General features: G+C 67.9%; 16 protein-coding genes. 6 read left to right on the plus strand and 10 right to left on the minus strand.

Going from position 1 to position 16230, the window contains the following annotated elements; all coding sequences use genetic code 11:
* Positions 1-273: 273 nt before the first annotated feature.
* Together ACWGE0_RS40665 and ACWGE0_RS40670 are read right to left on the minus strand one after the other, a co-directional pair.
* A complete protein-coding gene (locus tag ACWGE0_RS40665; RefSeq protein ID WP_452266214.1) occupies positions 274-465 on the minus strand; it encodes a DUF397 domain-containing protein in 192 nt (63 codons plus the stop codon).
* Between the two features lie 22 nt (positions 466-487).
* Positions 488-1333, minus strand: a complete 846-nt coding sequence (locus ACWGE0_RS40670) for a helix-turn-helix domain-containing protein (RefSeq protein WP_452266215.1) — start codon at positions 1331-1333, stop codon at positions 488-490.
* A gap of 164 nt (positions 1334-1497) precedes the next feature.
* Between ACWGE0_RS40670 and ACWGE0_RS40675 the strand changes: the two genes are divergently transcribed.
* Together ACWGE0_RS40675 and ACWGE0_RS40680 are read left to right on the plus strand one after the other, a co-directional pair.
* A complete protein-coding gene (locus ACWGE0_RS40675) occupies positions 1498-1815 on the plus strand; it encodes a hypothetical protein (RefSeq protein WP_452266216.1) in 318 nt (105 codons plus the stop codon).
* Between the two features lie 412 nt (positions 1816-2227).
* On the plus strand, positions 2228-4441 hold the full coding sequence (locus tag ACWGE0_RS40680; protein WP_452266217.1) for a SulP family inorganic anion transporter: 2214 nt from the start codon (positions 2228-2230) through the stop codon (positions 4439-4441).
* Positions 4442-4498: 57 nt separating this feature from the next.
* Here ACWGE0_RS40680 and dacB read toward each other — a convergent pair whose 3' ends face one another.
* Entirely contained in the window at positions 4499-6034 is a 1536-nt protein-coding gene (dacB, locus tag ACWGE0_RS40685) for a D-alanyl-D-alanine carboxypeptidase/D-alanyl-D-alanine endopeptidase (protein WP_452266218.1), read from the minus strand.
* Positions 6031-7461, minus strand: a complete 1431-nt coding sequence (gndA, locus tag ACWGE0_RS40690; protein WP_452266219.1) for an NADP-dependent phosphogluconate dehydrogenase — start codon at positions 7459-7461, stop codon at positions 6031-6033. The genes dacB and gndA overlap by 4 nt, the downstream gene beginning before the upstream one ends.
* Before the next feature lie 121 nt (positions 7462-7582).
* Between gndA and ACWGE0_RS40695 the strand changes: the two genes are divergently transcribed.
* Positions 7583-7885: a DUF2218 domain-containing protein gene (locus ACWGE0_RS40695; protein WP_452266220.1), complete on the plus strand. Its 303-nt coding sequence runs from the start codon at positions 7583-7585 to the stop codon at positions 7883-7885.
* On the opposite strand, the gene ACWGE0_RS40700 is transcribed toward ACWGE0_RS40695, so the two are convergent.
* Positions 7868-8461: a LysE family translocator gene (locus tag ACWGE0_RS40700; RefSeq protein ID WP_452266221.1), complete on the minus strand. Its 594-nt coding sequence runs from the start codon at positions 8459-8461 to the stop codon at positions 7868-7870. The genes ACWGE0_RS40695 and ACWGE0_RS40700 overlap by 18 nt on opposite strands.
* Before the next feature lie 60 nt (positions 8462-8521).
* Here ACWGE0_RS40700 and ACWGE0_RS40705 point away from each other — a divergent pair, with 60 nt between their 5' ends.
* Positions 8522-9028 carry an Lrp/AsnC family transcriptional regulator gene (locus ACWGE0_RS40705; protein ID WP_452266222.1) on the plus strand — a complete coding sequence of 169 codons (507 nt, stop codon included), beginning with the start codon at positions 8522-8524 and terminating at the stop codon, positions 9026-9028.
* Positions 9029-9031: 3 nt separating this feature from the next.
* On the opposite strand, the gene ACWGE0_RS40710 is transcribed toward ACWGE0_RS40705, so the two are convergent.
* The 4 genes from ACWGE0_RS40710 to pyk form a co-directional block, all read right to left on the minus strand.
* Positions 9032-9958, minus strand: a complete 927-nt coding sequence (locus ACWGE0_RS40710; protein ID WP_452266223.1) for a nucleotidyl transferase AbiEii/AbiGii toxin family protein — start codon at positions 9956-9958, stop codon at positions 9032-9034.
* Positions 9955-10668, minus strand: coding sequence for a type IV toxin-antitoxin system AbiEi family antitoxin domain-containing protein (locus tag ACWGE0_RS40715; protein WP_452266224.1), 714 nt, complete (start codon positions 10666-10668; stop codon positions 9955-9957). The genes ACWGE0_RS40710 and ACWGE0_RS40715 overlap by 4 nt, the downstream gene beginning before the upstream one ends.
* A 73-nt stretch (positions 10669-10741) precedes the next feature.
* Complete coding sequence (tesB, locus tag ACWGE0_RS40720; RefSeq protein WP_452266225.1) at positions 10742-11656, minus strand: acyl-CoA thioesterase II; 915 nt, start codon at positions 11654-11656, stop codon at positions 10742-10744.
* A gap of 117 nt (positions 11657-11773) precedes the next feature.
* Entirely contained in the window at positions 11774-13198 is a 1425-nt protein-coding gene (gene pyk / locus ACWGE0_RS40725) for a pyruvate kinase (RefSeq protein WP_452266226.1), read from the minus strand.
* A gap of 64 nt (positions 13199-13262) precedes the next feature.
* Between pyk and ACWGE0_RS40730 the strand changes: the two genes are divergently transcribed.
* On the plus strand, positions 13263-13607 hold the full coding sequence (locus ACWGE0_RS40730; RefSeq protein WP_452266227.1) for a VanZ family protein: 345 nt from the start codon (positions 13263-13265) through the stop codon (positions 13605-13607).
* Here ACWGE0_RS40730 and ACWGE0_RS40735 read toward each other — a convergent pair.
* Positions 13555-14202: a DUF2461 domain-containing protein gene (locus tag ACWGE0_RS40735; protein WP_452266228.1), complete on the minus strand. Its 648-nt coding sequence runs from the start codon at positions 14200-14202 to the stop codon at positions 13555-13557. The two genes, ACWGE0_RS40730 and ACWGE0_RS40735, sit on opposite strands and share 53 nt — an antisense overlap.
* Positions 14203-14278: 76 nt before the next feature.
* Between ACWGE0_RS40735 and ACWGE0_RS40740 the strand changes: the two genes are divergently transcribed.
* Positions 14279-16198 carry a helicase-associated domain-containing protein gene (locus ACWGE0_RS40740; RefSeq protein ID WP_452266229.1) on the plus strand — a complete coding sequence of 640 codons (1920 nt, stop codon included), beginning with the start codon at positions 14279-14281 and terminating at the stop codon, positions 16196-16198.
* The last annotated feature ends 32 nt before the right edge of the window (positions 16199-16230 follow it).

Consider the following 16230-nt stretch of genomic DNA (forward strand, 5'->3'; position numbering starts at 1 on the left):
TCAGTCGGGCTCCAGTCGTGCTGTAGAAGGCATTCTTACGCTTAGCGTGTCCAACCAACCACAGACGGCGAGATCAACGGAAACCGGAGATCGAGCAGTCGGAACAGGTTGGACCGGACAGCGGAACACCCGCTGCTCCCCATGATCGACGTGGGTCGGCCGGCGTGCAAGGGGCATCCAGCCCGCGGCGGCGGAACGCCGGCCGGCTCACGTCCCCTAACGCGAGAAGGCCCGGCTGGGACTCCCCAGCCGGGCCTTCTGCACGGTCACCGGTCAGCTGACAAAAGAGCCGGTCTTCGCGGCGGCGAGGAAGGTCTCCCAGCCGGAGCCGCCGAACTTCAACCGCGCCCCGTCCGCGTTCTTGCTGTCACGCACTGCCGCACCGGCTGAGACGAGCGCGATCTCCACGCACTCGGGCCCACCGGCCGACGATCGACTGCTCTTTCGCCAACGCAAGCTTTCCACTGTCTGTTCACTCCCGGTCGCGTCACGCGAGAGTGCGAGCGATCTCAGTGATCAGGGTTGCCGATTCCCGCGGGGTCAGGGCGGAACTCACCAGACGCTCGAACATCTCGGCGTAGGAATGGACGTCCGACTGTTGTTCCAGGTAGACGCCGCTTCTGGTGCTTTCGATGTACACAACATCGGGGTCGAGCTGCTCAGGGAAGCTCAGGATGACGAACGGGCCGTCCATCGCAGCATGACCACCGGCGCTGAACGGCACGACCTGCATCGTGACGTTGCGGAGCGCACCGACCTCGAGCAGACGCGCCATCTGCGCGCGCATCACCTCGATGCCGCCGACGAGCCTGCGCAGGGCGGCCTCGTCGATAACGACGTGCAGGCGCAACGGGTCGTCTTCACTCAGCAAGGCCTGGCGGGCCTTGCGCAACCGGACTCGCCGGTCGATCTCGGCGGTGCGCGAGTGCGGCAGCACCTTGGAGATCAACGCCCTCGTGTACGCCTCGCACTGGAGCAAGCCAGGAATCATCAGCCCCTGGTAGGTCCTGATCGAGTCCGCGTCGGCCTCGTACCCCACGTAACGACCGGGCACGATGTCGCCGAACTCGTCCCACCACGCCTTGCGACGGGCTTCCCTGGCGAGCTGGACCAGTTCGTCGAGGGTGGAGGCGTCCGCACCGTAGGCGGTGAGCATGTCCCGCACGTCGCGCGGGCTCACCCCCACCCGCCCGGTCTCGATGCGGCTGATCTTGGAGGCCGAGCACTCCAGGCGCTCGCCCACCTCCTCGATCGTCAGCTCGGCCGCTTCACGCAGGCGCCGGAGCTCGCTGACGAGCCGCCGCTTGCGCAGGGTCGGGCTGCTACCCCGCATGACACCTCCTGGGCATCCACACCTCATGGTCCGGGTCTCAGTTTGAGAGCAAAGGAGCGCGTCGCAAAGGGACGTCATCCATTCGTGTACTGCAACTTGCAGATCGCACAGAGGTCACGCCAGTCTGCATGGGCTGCTTACGTAGGACTGGAGCTCTGAGCCTGATGGCCGTCACGGTGTTCAGCCAACTGGACAAGTCGCTGCACTCCCACCTGGCCACACTCACCGAGCTCGCCCAGCGCGGCGACGACCAGACCGCCCTCGTGCTCGCCAGGGTTGAGCTGCCGAGGGTGGTCGCGGTGGTCAAGGCGTTGCTGGACGAGCACCAGCCCGACGAGCACGGCCGGTGCGCCACCTGCAAGCGCGGCTGGTTCTCCCGGCGGATGCCCGCACCGTGCCGTGCCTACCTCTCCACGCAGCTGATCCTGACCGTGGTGGGCCAGGAGACTTCACACGGCAAGCACCTGCGCTCGGTAGGCTGAATTTCGAAACTCGATAGTTCTTCGGAACTGTCGCGATGTGGGCCGGCTCCGCACCCCCCGACCGGAGCCGGCCCATCTTCGTCACTACCTCGCGTGACGTGCCGGGTCAAGATCAACACGGTTGGCTGAAAGATCTGTCACAGCGCCGATTCCGCCCCCATCATTGGTGGCGACGCGGCCTGATCTCGACCCACTTGCCTGTGCCGACACGGAGGTGTTCCCGTGCCGACCCCGCATGACCGCGCCGACGCGCTCGATGCCGTCCGGCCGCGCCGAATGCTGCCCTTAGAGCGCCTCTAGAGCGCTCTCCCCCAGCTCACTCCCCCTCCCCTCGCCCTGTGCTGCCCGCACAGGGCGATGCCGCGTTCCAGTGCCGCGTTCCAGTGCGCTTTCCAGGAAGGAACCCTCTGTCGTGAGCCATCTCCAGAAGTCCGACGCCGGTGATCACACCCCGCACGGTCCACCGCTGATCCTCAGGCACGACCTGCCCGCGAGCTTCGTGCTGTTCCTCATCTCGATCCCGTTGTCGCTGGGCATCGCGCACGCCACGGGCGCGCCGCTGATGGCGGGGATCATCTCCGCAGTGGTCGGCGGGGTGGTCGTGGGCGCGATCAGCGGGGCGCCGTTGCAGATCAGCGGTCCGGGGACCGGGCTCGTGGTGATCGTGGCCGGACTGGTCGCGCAGTTCGGGTGGGCGGCCACTGCGGCGATCACGCTGGCCGCGGGCGTGTTGCAGCTGGCGTTGGGGCTCACCGGGATCAGCCGGCTGGTGATGTCGCTGTCCCCGGCCGTGGTGCACGGAATGCTCGCCGGCATCGGCATTTCCATCGCCGTCGGGCAGCTCGTGGTGGTGCTGGGCGGCACGGCGGCGTCGACGGTGCCCGCGAACCTCGCACAACTGCCGGGAAAACTCGTCGCACCCGCGCTCGGCGCGGTGGTGGCCGGTGCGGTGGCGATCGCGGTCCTGCTGCTGTGGCCACGGGTTCCGCGTGCCTCGCTGGTGCCCGCGCCCCTGGTCGCCGTGGCCGCCGCGACGGCGCTGGCGTTCGTGCTGCGCCTCGACGTGCAGCGGGTCGACCTGCCGGACAGCCACGCGCTGGTGTTCCCGGAGATGCCGCAGGGCAGCGCCGGTTCGGTGATCGCGGCTGTCGTGACGGTGGCGCTGGTGGCGAGCATGGAGTCGTTGCTGTCGGCGGTGGCGACCGACCGGCTGCACGACGGGCCGCGCGCCCGGCTGGACAAGGAACTCATCGCGCAGGGCACCGGCAACGTGCTCGCGGGCGCGCTCGGCGGGTTCCCGATCAGCGGCGGCCTGGCACGCAGCTCCACGAACGTCGCGGCGGGTGCGAAAACCCGCTATGCCGCCATCTTCCAGGGCGTGTGGATCGCGGTGGCGGTGCTGGCGTTCGCTCCCACTCTCGAGCTGATCCCGTTGTCGGCACTGGCCGGCGTGCTGCTCGTCGTCGGTCTTCGGCTCGTGTCCGTCAGCCGGATGCGGAACCTGTTGCAGCACCGGGAGTTCCTGGTCTACGCGGCGACGGCGACCGGTGTTGTCCTGTTCGGACTGCTCGAAGGCGTGGTCGCGGGCTTGGCGATCGCGCTGCTGCGCGCGTTGTACCGGCTGACGCACTGTTCGGTGCGCGTCGAGGGCAACCGGGTGTGGGTGCGTGGGTCCTTGGTGTTCCTCGGCGTCGGGCGGCTCGTGCGCGAGCTGCGCCGGCTACCGCTGGGCCAGACCGTGGTGCTGGAACTGCACGTCGACTACCTGGACCACGCGTCGTACGAGGCGATCAACGACTGGCGCGACGGCTACGAACGGCTCGGCGGCCGGGTACGCGTCGACGAGGTGCACGACACCTGGTACGACCGGGCGAACCAGGGCAAACCGGGGCGGCGCAAGACGTTGCCCGGTCCGCTGCCCCGCTGGTTCGCGCCGTGGTCGCACTGGCAGGGCACGCCGGAAGCCGTGTTGCTGCCGGCCCAGCGCTCGTCAGCCGAGAGCGATCCCATGATCCTGGGCATGCACGAGTTCGAACGGCGTTCGGCGCCGTTGGTGCGGCCGTTCCTGCACGAGCTGGCGGTGCGCGGGCAGCGGCCGCAGCAGCTGTTCATCACCTGCGCCGATTCCCGCGTGGTGCCGAACCTGATCACCACGTCCGGACCGGGCGACCTGTTCTGCGTGCGCAACATCGGCAACCTGGTCCCGATGTCGTCGGCGGACGACAGGTCGGTGGGCGCCGCGATCGAGTACGCGGTCGAGATCCTCAACGTCAGCACGATCGTCGTTTGTGGACACTCCGACTGCGGTGCGATGAAGGCGCTGGTGAACGGATCCGCTTCCCGCGGCTCGCACCTGCACTCGTGGCTGCGCAACGCGGAACCGTCGCTGATCCGGTTCCACGCGCCCACGTCGCCCGGTTGCGCGGAACTGCCGGTGGCCGACCGGCTGTCCGTCGCGAACGTCGCGCAGCAGCTGGACAACCTGCTCGGCTACCCGAGCGTGCGGGAGGCGATCACCGCGGGCACGTTGACGTTGAAGGGCATGTACTTCGACATCTCGAACGCCCGTGTGTACCTGGTGGATCCGGACCGCAACGGCCTCGAACCAGTGCCTGCTCCTGCCTAGAAAGAACTGGAGCCGCCCCGGTTTCCCGAGGCGGCTCCAGTGCTCGAGCTCAGAACGTCAGCAGGTGCCGATCCAGGAGCACTCCACGTCGAAGCGTTCCTTCGCGGGAACCTTGGTGCGTTCCTGCGCCGGAGCCTTGCGCTGCTGCGGCACCGACTGCGTCTGCGGCGCCACCGCCTGGGTACCGCCATCGGAGGCCAGGCGCACGGCGACCCTGTCCTCGATGCTCTTCGGACTGTTGAACAGCAACACGTTGTTCTGCACCAACGAGAACACGAGCTCCCGGCCAGCCTGCGTGGTCACGTAGCCGGACAGAGCCGAAACGCCGCTGAGCGATCCGGTCTTGGCCCGCAGGTTGTTCGCGGCCGGGGTGTTCTTCATGCGGTTGACCAGCGTGCCGTCGACACCGGCGACCGGCAGCGCGTCCCGCCAGGTGGCGAACCACGGCTTCGTCTTCGCCTTGATCAGGATCGACGCCAGGAAGTCCGGCGAGAACTGGTCGAGACGGGACATGCCGGAGCCGTCGAAGACCTCGACCCCGTTCGGGTCGACGCCGAGCCCCGACCACTTGGTGCTCAGCTGGTTGACGCCGTTGGTGAACGACTTGCCCGCCGACTTCACCAGCACCTCGGCCAGCATGTTGTTGCTGTCCTTGAGCAACGGCCTGATCAGCTGGCTCAGCGGCATCGACTGGTCGGACGCGAGCACCGCGGCACCGGCGGGAGCCGCCGCCTTGCGGACGTCACCGACGACCTCGATCCCGTTCTCCCGCAACGCGTTGCGGAAAACGGACGTGACCAGCCCTGCCGGATCCTTCACCGAGGCCAGGGCCGTCGTCTCGACGTTCGTCGAGCCGCTGACCCTGATGATGTTCGAGCCGTGGTCGCGTTCGACGGTGACACCACCGTTTCCGGTGGTCGCCGTGCTGACCACGAGCACGCGGTCGTTCTCCGGCTCGACCGTGGCGACGACCGGGGCACCCGCCGCGGCGCCCGGCTTGACGCGCACGATCACCGTGCCGGCGCTGAACTTCGCGTCCGGCGACAGCGTCAGCGCGGAGGTCTCCGCGCTGTAGGAGAACGGTTCGTCGTCCCACGCCCAGCCAGAACCGTACGGCTGTGCGTCGAACGCCGTGTCGTCGATGACCAGCGAACCGCTGACCTTCGTGACACCGCTGTTCTTCAGCGCCGTCGCCAGCGCCGCGTACCGCGTCCTGCTCATCGTCGGGTCGCCGGTGCCGCGCAGGACGAGGTCGCCCTGCAACGTCGCACCGTTGCGCGTACCCGAGGACAACAGCTCGGTCTTCCACTTGAAGTCCGGGCCGAGCAGATCGAGCGCCGCCGTCGTCGTGAGCACCTTCATGTTCGAGGCGACCTGCTGACGACGTGAACTCGTTCGCGTGTACACGACGTCGCCGGTGTTGGCGTCCCTCACCACGAGGCCGACGTCGGCGCCGGTGAGCGCCGGGTCAGCCAGAATCGTGTCGAGATCGCGGGTCAGAGCCTCGTTGTCGACGGCTACCGCGCCGCCGCTGGACGTCAGGGTCAACCCTGCCGCCACAGCGACGACCGCCCCCAGAACTTTTAACTTCACGCTTCCACCTCTGATCGATCACCCGACCACAACGTGTGGAAGCTACCGGGCCGGTCGGTGCGCCTGTACGTGTGTGCGCCGAAAAAGTCCCGCTGTCCCTGGACGAGCGCGGCAGGAAGTCGCTCGGAGCGAAGTCCGTCGTAGTACGCCAAAGCGGACACGAAACCGGGCGTGGGCACGCCGGATTCCACCGCACGCACCACAACCCTGCGCCATGCGGCCTCAGCGTTCTGCACCGCGTCGCGGAAGTAGTTGTCCACCAACAGAGACGCGATGTCGGCGTTCGCGTCGTAGGCCTCGCGGATGCGGTTGAGGAACTGCGCGCGGATGATGCAGCCACCGCGCCAGATCGTCGCCATCGCGCCGAGGTCGATGTTCCAGTCGAAGTTCTTCGACGCCTCACGCATCATGTCGAAGCCCTGCGCGTACGCGACGACCTTCGACGCGTAGAGCGCCTGGCGCACGTCGTCGACCAGTTCGGCGTCCGGCTTCGCGACGACCTCGCTGGCACCGAACGCGGCGCGCACGGCCTTGCGCTGGTCGGTGTGGCCGCTCAGGCTGCGCGCGAACACGGCCTCGGCGATGCCGGTGACCGGGACGCCCAGCTCCAGCGCCTCCTGCACGGTCCAGCGGCCGGTGCCCTTCTGCTCGGCGGCGTCCTCGATGACCTGCACCAGCGGCGTGCCGTCGGCGTCGACGTGTTTGAGGACCTCGGCGGTGATCTCGACCAGGTACGACTCCAGGTCGCCCGAGTTCCACTGCGTGAAGACCTCGGAGATCTCCGCCGGCGTCTGGCCACCGATGCGGCTGAGCAGGTCATACGCCTCGGCGATCAGCTGCATGTCGGCGTACTCGATGCCGTTGTGGACCATCTTCACGAAGTGCCCGGCGCCGTCCGGCCCGACGTGCACGCAGCACGGCTGACCGTCCACCTTGGCCGCGATCTCCTCGAAGACCGGGCCGACGTGCTTGTAGGACTCCGCGGGACCGCCCGGCATGATGCTCGGGCCGTTGAGCGCGCCCTCCTCGCCGCCGGAGATGCCGGCGCCGACGAACAGCAGCCCCTTCTCCTTCAGCGCGGCCTCACGGCGGCGCGTGTCGTTGAAGTGGGCGTTGCCGCCGTCGATGACCATGTCGCCGGGCTCCAGCAGCCCGCTCAGCTCGTCGATGACGGCGTCGGTCGGGCCACCCGCCTTGACCATGATGATGATCTGGCGCGGCGTCTGCAGACTGTCGACCAGATCCTGCAGCGTCTCGGCGCCGACGAAGTCACCCTCGTGGCCGTGCTCGTCGAGCAGGGCCTTCATCTTCGCGGGCGTCCGGTTGTGCACGGCAGTTTTGAAGCCGTGGCGCGCGAGGTTGCGCGCGAGGTTGCTGCCCATGGTGGCGAGACCGGTGACCGCGATACGTGCTTTGCCTTCCGTCATACGCGACAGCCTGCCGTGTTCTTCTTGTTTACGCGAGACGTCACAGGGTGTTCTCAGACTCCGTTTTGCCAGGTGAACCGCGTCACGTGCCGGTACGTATTGCTAGGCGTAAGTTGGCTTCATGACGGAATTCACGAGCGTGGGACGCTCGGCGACCGACCGTGCCTCCAGGTACGGCGCACAGTTGGTGAAGCACTTCACGCACAAGGACCTCGAAGGGTCCTGGGAGGACGATCGCGGTTTCGTCCGGTTCTCCGCCGGCCTGGCCGAGTTCACCGCGGCGGACGACGCGCTGATCATGCGCGTGGTGTCGTCGTCGGAAGAGGACGTGGCCCGGCTGCGCGACGTCGTGGAGCGGCACCTGGTCCGGTTCGGCACGCGCGACGAGCTGACGGTGGCCTGGGACTCACACGGCGAGAACTGACGCCGCCATCCCGATGAGAGCGGTCCCACAGACCCGCTCGAACGTCGCGCGGATCTTGGGCCTGCTCAGCAGCGTGCCCAGCTGACGCGCCGACGGCACGACGATCACCCAGAACGCCGCGAACACGCCCACCGTGACCGCACTCAGCAGCGCCGCCTGCGGGAGCGGCGCGGCGCTCGGGTCCATCGCCTGCGGGATGAGGCTCAGGAACGTGAGCATCACCTTGGGGTTCAACAGGTCGCACAGCACGCCGCGCAGGAACACGTTTCCTCCGGCGTGCTGTTGCTCGGCCGGCTTGCGCGCGGTCCTGAACGTCATGAAGCCGAGGTAGGCCAGGTACAGCGCCCCGATCACCTTGACCACGAGCAACGCCGTCGGCACCGCCGCCACGAGCGCGGAGAGCCCGATGGTCGCGAGCGTCGCGTGCACCAGGAGCCCGGTGATCACGCCCAGCGCCGCCTCGGTGCCCTTCCTGAGGCTGCGCACCGCGTTCGTCATGATCAGCACGAAGTCCGGCCCCGGCACGATCATGATGATCAGAAGGGCGACCAGGAACGACGTCCACGCGATGTGCATGCCGCTGATCGTCGTTCACTCATTCGCCTGCGTTCCAGCTGGTCAGTACGATGTTCGCTTATGCGCGAACAAGCCGAACTGGATTCGGTCGACTGGCACATCCTGGAGGAGTTGCAGAACGACGCCACCCTGCCCAACCGCACCCTGGCGGAGATCGTCGGCCTGGCGCCGTCGTCATGCCTGCAACGGGTCCGCCGGCTGCGCGAACTCGGCGTGATCACCGGGTGCCACGCCGTCGTCGACCCGGCCACCACCGGGCTGCCGTTGGAGGCCGTGGTCGCCGTGAACGTGCGGCCTCACACGCGACCGGTGGTGGCGGCCTTCCGGGCGTTCGTGATGGCCCAGCCGGAGACCCGGTCGGTCTTCCACGTGTCCGGGCAGGCGGACTTCCTGATCCACATCGCGGTTGCCGATTCGACGCACCTGCAGGCGTTCCTGATGGACAAGATCGCGTCGCGGACCGAGGTGCGCAACCTGACCAGTTCGGTGGTGCTGGAGCGGGTGGAGACGCGGGCCCTGACGCCGCCGGCGAACCTGCGACCGACGCACCGGCGCCGCAAGGCTTGAGCTTCACTCCCAGCGCAGGCGTTCTACCGCCCATGCTCCGCTTGGAGGCTGTTCCTGAAGCAGTGGCGTGATGAAGGCGTCGGCCAACGGAGTGACACCTTCGATGGTCCGATGTTCGACGGAGAGTTCCTTGGTCTTGGCCGCCTCAGCTCGATAGCCGGCCGTCCACGAGGGGTCCGGTACGGCGAACTCGCCGGGCAGAACCAGATGCGTGCCTGCCGCCGTGCGACGGCGCACCTCGGCGTACAGCGCCTGGTGAGTGGTAGCGCCGTCCGGCGTGGAGTTGCACGCGATCAGCACCAGGTCGACGAGGTCCTTGAACCTCGTCGAGGGCACCAGTTGTTCGCGATGGCGCTCGTACATCGCCGCGATCTTGTCGGCAACGTGGTCCTCGAGCGGCCACATGCGGATCTCGGGCCACGGGCTGGAGTCGATGACGAACGGTGCTTCGAGCTGCTCAACGGTGAGACGGCCAACCGGGCGAAGTTCAGCAGCCACCACGTCGACGCTGACCGTGGACAGCTGCCGGAGACCGAACATGACCTTGAACCGCACCTTGCGGGACGGCCGGTTGGCCGCCGTTTCACGAGAAGTGTCGTGATGGTCGAACCGAAGGTGGTCATCCAGTTCGATCGACGTCGCGGCGATCAGCGCTTCGACCGCACCGTCCACTGTGGCGTCCTCACTCACCCGCAGCAGGTCGACGTCGGTCGAGTATCTGGCCCTCGGCCAGCGGACCAGCAGCGCCTGACCTCCCTTGAGCACCCAGCCGTCCCGGTCCGAGTGGAACACGCGAGCCAGCAGGCGGCGGTGGTAGTAGCGCTCGATGAGCTCGCCGGTGGGAACCCCGGTGAGCTTGGAGCTGTTGGCCGCGCGGCTCTTGAGCGAACTCGTGAACGCCTGCGGACTCGAGGGTGGTTTCGCGGTCATGACTCTTCAGCTGGTTTGCGGTGAGTGCGGAACGGAGATGGCCGGGTGACCAGGTCCTGGATTGAGAGTCCTATCTGGACGAGCAGCAGTTCGAGCAGCGCCACGCCGGTCGGAGGCTTGGCGCCGTAGGACCGCGCGTGAGGCTGGATCTGCTCCGCCAGCTCGTCGAGCCGGACCTGCCCGGCTTCGACCGCCTGACGGATGATCGTCGCAACGTGCCCGGCGTCGATGTGCTGCCCGAGCAGGTCGTAGATCGTGCGCATCGGCGTGGTGACCGGTAGTCCGTTGAGGATCATCACGTCAGCGTCGGTGAGAACTCCTCGACGCAGTCTCACGCCCGGATCACGAGTGGTGCGCCGGCGTGGGACGGTGATTTCCACATGAGCGTTCACCAGGTCACCGATGTTGTGCAGGCGTGCGGCGGACTGATGGGAGATGACACCGCCGTCAGGGTCGAGCTTGGGCCGCGCCCAGCCGGCGACCTCAGGGCGTAGTGCCAGCCAGGCAGCCTGTTCGGCGCGTGCGTCTGATTCCTCGGCGGAGGTCGACGCATACACACCACGACGGACGCCCTCCAGGAGACCAACCGTTTTCAGCCGGTGCAGGGTGACGTCGCCGACCCCGGCGCGCAGAGCCTGTTGCGTCGTGACCATGCCCCACTGCCCAGCGGTGTACGTGCTGAGCAGTTCGAGAGCACGGACCGTGTCCATGCAGCAAATCCTACATCCAAATACAGCGTTTCCTACATACAGAGCGTAGGAAACGCTGCAGGTCGACGAACCCTCAGTCTTGCTCACCCTCGGAAGACTTGATCACCCGGATCAGGCCCTCCTGCACCACCGTCGCCACCAGCTCCCCGTCCCGCGTGAAGAACCGCCCGGTCGCCAGCCCGCGATTCCCGGACGCAGAAGGCGAAGCGGTGTCGTACAGCAACCACTCGTCAGCCCGGAACGGCCGGTGGAACCACATCGCGTGGTCCAAAGAGGCCCCGAGAACCTTGTCCAGTCCCCAATAAACCCCGTGCTTGGCCAGAACCCCGTCCAGCAGCGTCATGTCCGAGGCGTAAGTCATGATGCAGAGCTGCAGCATCGGGTCGTCCGGCAGCTTGCCGTCCGCCTTCATCCACACGCGCGACGCGGCCTCGCCCGGACCGTCCTCACGCGACTCCCACGGCGGCTCGGTGACGTACCGGACGTCGATCGGGCGCGGGAACTTCATGTTCACCAGCGAGTAGCCCGCGACGGACTCGCTCCACGTCGGCAGCGACTCCGGGTCCGGCACCTCGGGCATCGGCGACGAGTGCTCGACACCCTGCTCCTCCAGCTGGAAGGAGGCGGACAACGCGAAGATCGCCTTGCCGTGCTGCACGGCTACGACGCGGCGGGTGGTGAACGAGCGGCCGTCGCGGATGCGGTCCACCTCGTAGACGATCGGCACGCGCGGGTCGCCGGGGCGGATGAAGTACGAGTGCAGGGAGTGCACGCGGCGTTCGACCGGGACCGTGCGGCCGGCGGCCACCAGGGCCTGGCCCGCGACCTGGCCACCGAAGACGCGCACTGGCGACTCCGCGGGCGACACGCCTCGGAAGATGTTCTCCTCGATGCGTTCCAGGTCGAGCAACGCGACCAGGTCGTCCACTGCGGATTGTCCACTCAAGCCGGACGGGCTCGTAGCGGCGGCACGGGCGGCCTCAGTCACGGCAGAACTCTCCTAGCACCGTCGGGTCTCAGCAAGGCACCGGCCCTGCTCCCTCACACGTCCAGTATGAGGGAGCAGGGCCGGCATCACGACAGACCTGACTGAGAGCCCGAGCACTTACGCGTGGTCGTCCTCGCCCAGCCGGTGCACCCGGATGAGGTTGGTCGAGCCGATGGTGCCGGGAGGCGATCCGGCGACGACGACCATGAGGTCACCGGCCTGGTAGCGGCCGATCTCGATCATGGCGACGTCGACCTGGCGGACCATCTCGTCGGTGGACTCCACCCGCGGCACCAGGAACGTCTCGGTGCCCCACGTCAGCGACAGCTGCGAGCGGACCGCGGGCTCCGGCGTGAAGGCCAGCAGCGGCAGGTGGGTGTGCAGGCGGGCGAGACGGCGGACCGTGTCACCGGACTGCGTGAACGCGACCAGGGCCTTGGCGTTGAGGCGCTCGCCGATGTCGCGGGCCGCGTAGGAGATCACGCCGCGCTTGGTGCGCGGAACGTGGGTCAGCGGCGGCACGACGACCGACTCGGTCTCGACGGCCTCGATGATGCGGCCCATGGTCTGCACGGACTCGATGGCGTAGCGGCCGACCGAGGTCTCACCGGACAGCATCAGGGCGTCCGCGCCGTCCAGCACCGCGTTCGCGACGTCGGACGTCTCGGCGCGGGTCGGGCGGGAGTTGGTGATCATCGAGTCGAGCATCTGGGTCGCGACGATGACCGGCTTGGCGTTCTCGCGGGCGATCTGGATCGCCCGCTTCTGCACCAGCGGCACGTGCTCCAGCGGCAGCTCGACGCCCAGGTCACCGCGGGCGACCATGACGCCGTCGAAGGCCAGCACGATGGCCTCGAGGTTGTCCACGGCCTCCGGCTTCTCGATCTTCGCGATCACCGGGAGGCGCTTGCTGCCCGAACGGTCCATGACCTGGTGGACCAGGTCGATGTCCGCCGGCGAGCGCACGAACGACAGTGCGATGAAGTCCACGCCCAGCGAGAGCGCGAACTCGAGGTCCTCGATGTCCTTCTCGGACATCGCGGGCACGGAGACGTCCATGCCGGGCAGCGAAAGGCCCTTGTTGTTGCTGACGGGCCCGCCCTCGGTGACCTCGCACACGACGTCGGATCCTTCGACCTCGACGACCACGAGGCCGACCTTGCCGTCGTCCACGAGCAGGCGGTCGCCGACCTTGGCGTCCTTCGCGAGCTCCTTGTACGTCGTCGACACGCGGTCATGCGTGCCCTCGACGTCTTCGACGGTCACGCGGACGATGTCACCGGTGTTCCAGTCGACCGGACCCGCGGCGAAACGGCCGAGGCGGATCTTGGGGCCCTGGAGGTCGGCGAGGATGCCCACGGCGCGGCCCGACTCGTCGGCTGCCGCACGGACCATGTCGTAGACCTGCTTGTGGTCGGCATGGCTGCCGTGGCTGAAGTTCATCCTGGCCACGTCCATACCGGCCGCTACCAGGTCGCGGACCTTGTCCGGCGTGCCAGTGGCGGGACCGAGGGTACAGACGATCTTTGCGCGTCGACTCACGTCTAGAGAGAGTAGACCTCGTTCCTGGACCGATCCCGAACTACTCCTCGGTAATGTTTTGACCATGGGTCGAGTACTCCCGTTCGTGATCGCCGCGTTGCTCAGCGTCGTCGTGTTGTTCACCCCCGAGTCAGGTGTACCCACCGCACCGCCCGGTACGGACAAGGTCATCCACACGCTGCTGTTCGCACTGCTGGCGTTCACGGGGCTGTACGCGAAGATTTCTCGCATTTTGCCGCTGCTGGTGGTCTACGCAGGCGTCTCCGAGGTTCTGCAGCAGGTCATCACGCCTCTGCACCGCAGCGGCGACGTGCTCGACGCGCTGGTGGACGTGCTCGGCATCGGCCTCGGCTGGGCTATCGCCGCGGCGATTCGCTCAAGCCGACGTGGTCCTCGCACCACGAGTTGAAGTCCTTGAGCTGCCGCCACGCCTTGCGCACCCGGTCCAGGCACCCCGCCTCGTGCAGCACGTCGTCCGGCTCCCAGACCTTGCGCACGTAGATCGACCGGTGCTTGAGCAGGTCGAGGTGCGGGTGATCGTCGTCGAACCCGCGCGGCTTCGACTTCATCACGTCGCCGGCGAGGTCCCAGCCCTGCTTGAGCAGCTTGTCCACGATCTTGCGCAGCAGGACGCCGTGCGCGCCCACCGAGGCCCGGTAGCGCGCGAGCTGGTCGGAGGCCATGTGGAACGAGCCACCGCCGGCCATCAGTCCCTCCGGGCTGAGCTGCACGTAGTACGCGCCGCCGCCGCGGCCCTTCTCGATCACAGCGCCGCAGTGGTCCTTGTACGGCGTCTTGTCCTTGGCGAACCGCACGTCCCGGTACGGCCGGAACACCTTGCCCTCGCCGAACTCCTTCTCCAGCGCGGTGAGCAGGGCCTCCATCGGCGCCCGCACGTCGCGCAGGTACGTCTCCTTGTTGTCGTCCCAGTACGCCTTCGAGTTGTCGAGGACCAACCCGTCGTAGAAGTCGATGGCGTACTCGCCGAAACCGCTGAATGTCACTGAGTCAGCCTAGGCCGATCGCCCATGCGCGTGAAAATTCGTTTGAGGACACACAATCAGGGCCATAATGCGACGAATGGCCCGCCGTATCAACGCGCTCGCGACCTGGCTTCACCAACTCGAGCCGGACGAGGTGGCCGCGATACTCCTGCACCGCCGGGACGTGGCGGACCGCCATCTGCGGACGCTGAAGGACCTCGCGACGCAGCTCACCGACTCCGACTCGGTGCACGCCGTCGAGGACACCCTGGACCAGGGCGCGATCGACGTGCTCGGCGCGATCGTGGCGCAGAACAACACGGGGACGATCGACACGGTCTGCACCGAGCTGCGGTGTTCGGCGGCCGACTTCGAACGGGCTTTCGGGCAGCTCAAGGAACGTGCGCTGGCGTGGCCGGCCGGGCCGAAGCTCATCGCGGTGAACTCGGTGCGGACGAATGGTGCCGTGCGCGGGCAGCTGACGTTGCGGCCGAAGGCTCCGTTGAGGCGCAAGGCCTCGGCGACCTCGCCGATCGTGGCTGCCATGTCCACTGTGGACGGTGTGGCGCGGCTGCTCGCGCACTGCGAACAGGACAGTTTCGACGCCCGCTACACCGGTGGCGTGGCGACGGTGGAGATCCGCAGGGTCGCACGAGCTCTCAGGGTCGCCGACGGCGTGCTGCGGTTGTGGCTGGAGCTCGCAGCCGAGGCTCAGTTGGTCGGGGTCGAACGCGCCCGGTTACTTCCGACCAAGCAGGCCGACGACTGGCTCGACTCACAGCCGGGCAGCAGGCTCGCGGCGCTGGTCAAGGCGTGGCGGCGGATGGACTGGCGGCCGGAACCGGACCAGGCGCGGGCGGCGTTGCGCGACTACACCGGTGCGGCGGGTCTCGCGCTCAGGCAGTCGGCGCTGGAGCGGTTCTCCGCCCAGGAAGCCTTCGTGAACATGGACGAGGTGGTCACCGACCTGGTGTGGTCGCGGCCGGCGGTGCACGACGTGCGGGCGACGGCGGCGGTGATCGGCGAGATGGAGTCGCTGGGGCTGGTGGCCGGCGGTGCGCTCACGCCGTTGGGCGTGGCGGTGCAGAAGAACGGCGACGTCGAGGCCGCCGCCACCGACCTGATGCCGCCGGCCACGGAGAAGGCCGCGTTCCAGACGGACATGACCGCGGTCGTGAACGGGCTGCCGTCGCCCTCGCTGAGCGCGACGCTGAACCTGGTGGCGGACCTGGAGGACAACGACGCGGCACGGGTGTGGCGACTGTCCGCCGGGTCGATCCGGCGCGCGTTGGACACCGGCCTGTCCGCCGACGAGGTGCTCTGGCGGCTCGGTGTCGTGTCGGAGGCGCCGTTGCCGCAGGTCATCGAGTACCAGGTGCAGGACGTGGCGCGACGGCACGGACATCTGACGGTCAGCGACGTGACGAGTTGCGTGCGGGCAGAGGATCCGGCGCTGCTGCAGGAGATCGCCAAGTCGAAGCGGCTGTCGTCGCTGAAGCTGCGGTTCCTGGCACCAACCGTGCTGGCGTCGGCCCAGCCGATGGCGGAGACGCTGGCGGCGTTGCGCCGGGCCGGGTACGCGCCGACCGGGATGGACGCGAGCGAACAGTCCATTGTGGAGCGAGTGGAACGGTTGCGGGCCTCGGCACGGGGCGAACGCCGTCAGGACAGGTGGTGGCGGGCCGAGCTGGACGACCTGGAGCTGACCCAGCTCGCGATCCGGCTGGTCGAGCAGGAACGGCCGAGTGCCGGCCGGGGCACGCCGCGGGCCAGCGCGGCGCGGATGCTGCGCGACCAGAACGTCTTCCTGCGCGACGAGGAGGTGATGATCCTGGCGTCGGCACTGGTCATCGGCGATCGCGTCGAGATCGGGTACGCGAGCGGCCCGCGCAGGATCGACACCTACGTGATCATCCCGACCAAGCACCTCGAGGGCGTGCTGACCGCGGACTGCGAGGACGGCTCCACCAGGGAGTTCGACATCGGCCACGTCCGGAAGGTCTCGCTGCCGTCATGAACAGCTGGTGAAGTCCGGCCGTCCGAGGTGAT

The organism is Lentzea sp. NPDC054927, from assembly GCF_053610285.1.

Coding starts and splice junctions, on each gene's coding strand:
- ACWGE0_RS40670 (WP_452266215.1), bottom strand. CDS start 1,333: ATGCGGGGTAGCAGCCCGACCCTGCGCAAGCGGCGGCTCGTCAGCGAG.
- ACWGE0_RS40675 (WP_452266216.1), top strand. CDS start 1,498: ATGGCCGTCACGGTGTTCAGCCAACTGGACAAGTCGCTGCACTCCCAC.
- gndA (WP_452266219.1), bottom strand. CDS start 7,461: ATGACGGAAGGCAAAGCACGTATCGCGGTCACCGGTCTCGCCACCATG.
- ACWGE0_RS40695 (WP_452266220.1), top strand. CDS start 7,583: ATGACGGAATTCACGAGCGTGGGACGCTCGGCGACCGACCGTGCCTCC.
- ACWGE0_RS40700 (WP_452266221.1), bottom strand. CDS start 8,461: ATGCACATCGCGTGGACGTCGTTCCTGGTCGCCCTTCTGATCATCATG.
- ACWGE0_RS40705 (WP_452266222.1), top strand. CDS start 8,522: ATGCGCGAACAAGCCGAACTGGATTCGGTCGACTGGCACATCCTGGAG.
- ACWGE0_RS40710 (WP_452266223.1), bottom strand. CDS start 9,958: ATGACCGCGAAACCACCCTCGAGTCCGCAGGCGTTCACGAGTTCGCTC.
- ACWGE0_RS40715 (WP_452266224.1), bottom strand. CDS start 10,668: ATGGACACGGTCCGTGCTCTCGAACTGCTCAGCACGTACACCGCTGGG.
- ACWGE0_RS40730 (WP_452266227.1), top strand. CDS start 13,263: ATGGGTCGAGTACTCCCGTTCGTGATCGCCGCGTTGCTCAGCGTCGTC.
- ACWGE0_RS40740 (WP_452266229.1), top strand. CDS start 14,279: ATGGCCCGCCGTATCAACGCGCTCGCGACCTGGCTTCACCAACTCGAG.